Origin of the sequence: Streptomyces hainanensis, assembly GCF_004348415.1 — a bacterium.
Lineage (GTDB): Bacteria > Actinomycetota > Actinomycetes > Streptomycetales > Streptomycetaceae > Streptomyces > Streptomyces hainanensis.
This window is the reverse complement of sequence record NZ_SMKI01000729.1, coordinates 1-2,443: the sequence shown is the minus strand read 5'-3', so window position 1 is coordinate 2,443 and position 2,443 is coordinate 1. Positions and strand designations below refer to the sequence as shown.

The window sequence follows — 2,443 nt, the reverse complement described above, 5'->3', positions numbered from 1 at the left end:
GCCCCGTCCCCGCCCCGGCCAGCCGTCGTCGACTCGCCCGCCACACTCGACCTGCGCGGCATCATCGCCCGCCGCGCCTCGGGCCGCGTCGTCGCCGCCGTCGCCTGCCTGGTGCTGGGCACCGGGCTGCTCGGCGGCGCGGCCGCCGGCGCCTGGCTCACCGGCGGCGAGGAGCGGGCGGCCAGGACCGCCTTCGACAACGCCCGTGAACTCTGGCGCGACATGCCGGTCGACGAGCTGTTCCCGACCGAGATCGACGGCGCGGGCGTGGGCCCGGGCGGCGCCGACCGCCGCTGGATACGCGTGGCCGTCGCCCCCGACGGGGCGTGCGCCGACGGCCTCGACCCGCTGCTCGCCGAGGTGTTGTCGGGCGTCGGCTGCCACCGACTGGTGCGCGCCACCTACACCGACGAGACCCAGACCACCGTCACCACCGTCGGCCTGCTGTTCGCCGAGGCCGACTCCGCCGGGATGGACACCCTCGCCCGCCGCTTCGCCGACGAGGAACTCGCCGGTCGCACCGACCTGTTGCCCAGAACCTTCGCCGCCCCCGGCACCGCGGCCGACGACTTCGGGGACGCCCAGCGGGCCTCCTGGTCCGTTCGCGTGCTGACCGAACTCCCCGTCGTCGTCTACGCCGTGAGCGGCTTCGCCGACGGTCGCGCGATCTCCGATCCCGAACCGGCCGCCGAGGCCACGGCGGACGGCCAGGACTCCACCATCGCCCTCGCGGGGCTCGGCCACGACGCGGCGGGCATCGCCGACCGGATCGAGGCCGGGCTGCGCGAGGCCGCCGAGTCCCGTACCCAGGAGGCGCGATGACGTCCTCGGCCCGCCGGCTCGCGGCCCTCGCCCTGGCGCTCGGCACCGTGCTCGCCGCCCCGCTGCTGCCCGGCGCCGCGCCGCCCGCCCGCGCCGACTCCATCCGCGACCAGCAGCAGTGGGCACTCGACGCCGTGAACGCCCCCGAGGCGTGGGAGTCCACCCGCGGCGACGGCATCACCGTCGCCGTCCTCGACACCGGCGTCGACGCCGACCACCCCGACCTGGCCGGCGCGGTGCGCGAAGGGCGCGACCTCGTCGGCATGGGCGCCGGCCCGGGCGACCCCACCTGGGCGGCGCACGGCACCGCCATGGCCGGCATCATCGCCGGCCGCGGCCACGGCGCCGGCCGGGAGAGCGGGGTGATCGGCGTCGCGCCCCAGGCCACCATCCTGCCCGTGCGGGTGCTGCTCGAGGACGACGACCCGCAGCGCGAGGAGGCCCGCGAGGCCCGCGCCGGCGCCCTCGCCGAGGGCATCCGCTGGGCGGCCGACCAGGGCGCCGACGTCATCAACCTCTCCCTCGGCGACGACAGCGAGTCCGCCCACCCCGACCCCGAGGAGGACGCCGCCGTCCGCTACGCGCTGGGCAAGGGTGCCGTGGTCGTCGCCTCGGCCGGCAACGGCGGCGAGCGCGGCGACCCCGTCTCCTACCCGGCCGGCTACCCCGGCGTGATCGCCGTCGCCGCCGTCGACCGCACCGGCGGCCCCGCCGAGTTCTCCACCCGGCGCTGGTACGCGACGCTCAGCGCGCCGGGCAAGGACGTCATAGTGGCCGACCCCGACGGCCGCTACTACGCGGGCTGGGGCACCTCGGCCGCCGCCGCCTTCGTCTCCGGCTCCGTGGCGCTGTTGCTCGCCGCCAACCCGGAACTGACGCCGGCCCAGGTCAGGCGGGTGTTGGTCGAGACCGCCCAGCAGCCACCGGAGGGCGGGCGGAACGACGCCGTCGGCGCCGGCCTCGTCGACGCCGACGCCGCGATCCGGGCCGGGGCGTCCCTGACGGGACGGGACCTCGCGCCGGGCTCCGGTCCCCACGAGGGCGAGTACTTCGGCCCCGGGCCGCGCGAGGTGGACGACGGGTCGGGCGGCATCGCCTGGCTGGCCCCGGTGTCCGGGGCGCTCGGCGTGATCCTGCTCGGTGTGGCGGGCGCGCTCGGCGGCGTGGCCGGCCGACTGCGGTCGCTGCTGGACCGCGGGCTCAGGCGATCGGGCCCAGCCTTCGGGTCGCGTTCAGGTTGGCCCCCGGATCCGACGTGACCGCCTCGACCGCGGCCCGGGCCGCGGCCTCCACCACCGCTATGCCGTCCTCGAACGCGGCGTGCCCGTCCGAGACGACCGCGACCAGGTAGGACGTGCCCCCCGAGGTCACCCGGCCGATGCTGTTGATGTCCCACAACTCCGTCTGGGAACGCGGCAGCCAGCCGTTCTTCAGCTCGAAGCCGCCGTCGGCGGCCGCCGATATCCCCCACTGCTGGTCGGGGACGACCGCGGCCATCAACTCCCTTATGTAGCCCTGCGATTCCGCGGTGAGTGGGGAGCTCACGCCGTACACGGCCCGCAGCAGGGCCAGTTGGTCGGCGCTGGTGGTCTGGGTCAGCCCCCAGTGGCCCCCCGCGCCC

Annotated in this window: 2 protein-coding genes and 1 pseudogene; 2 read left to right on the top strand and 1 reads right to left on the bottom strand. The window is 76.9% G+C overall.

Annotated features, from left to right (window positions below; all coding sequences use genetic code 11):
• Positions 1-822: hypothetical protein (locus E1283_RS35295; protein ID WP_341829983.1), on the top strand; the 822-nt coding region annotated here is incomplete at its 5' end.
• Positions 819-2,081, top strand: coding sequence for a type VII secretion-associated serine protease mycosin (gene mycP / locus E1283_RS35290; protein ID WP_132822245.1), 1,263 nt, complete (start codon positions 819-821; stop codon positions 2,079-2,081). The genes E1283_RS35295 and mycP, both read left to right, overlap by 4 nt.
• Here mycP and E1283_RS37780 read toward each other — a convergent pair.
• Positions 2,023-2,443 (bottom strand): annotated as a pseudogene (locus tag E1283_RS37780) (serine hydrolase); the annotation flags it as partial. The gene mycP and the pseudogene E1283_RS37780 overlap by 59 nt on opposite strands.

What these genes read in the sequence shown, in the direction of transcription:
- mycP (WP_132822245.1), top strand. Translation starts at nt 819, where the DNA reads ATGACGTCCTCGGCCCGCCGGCTCGCGGCCCTCGCCCTGGCGCTCGGC.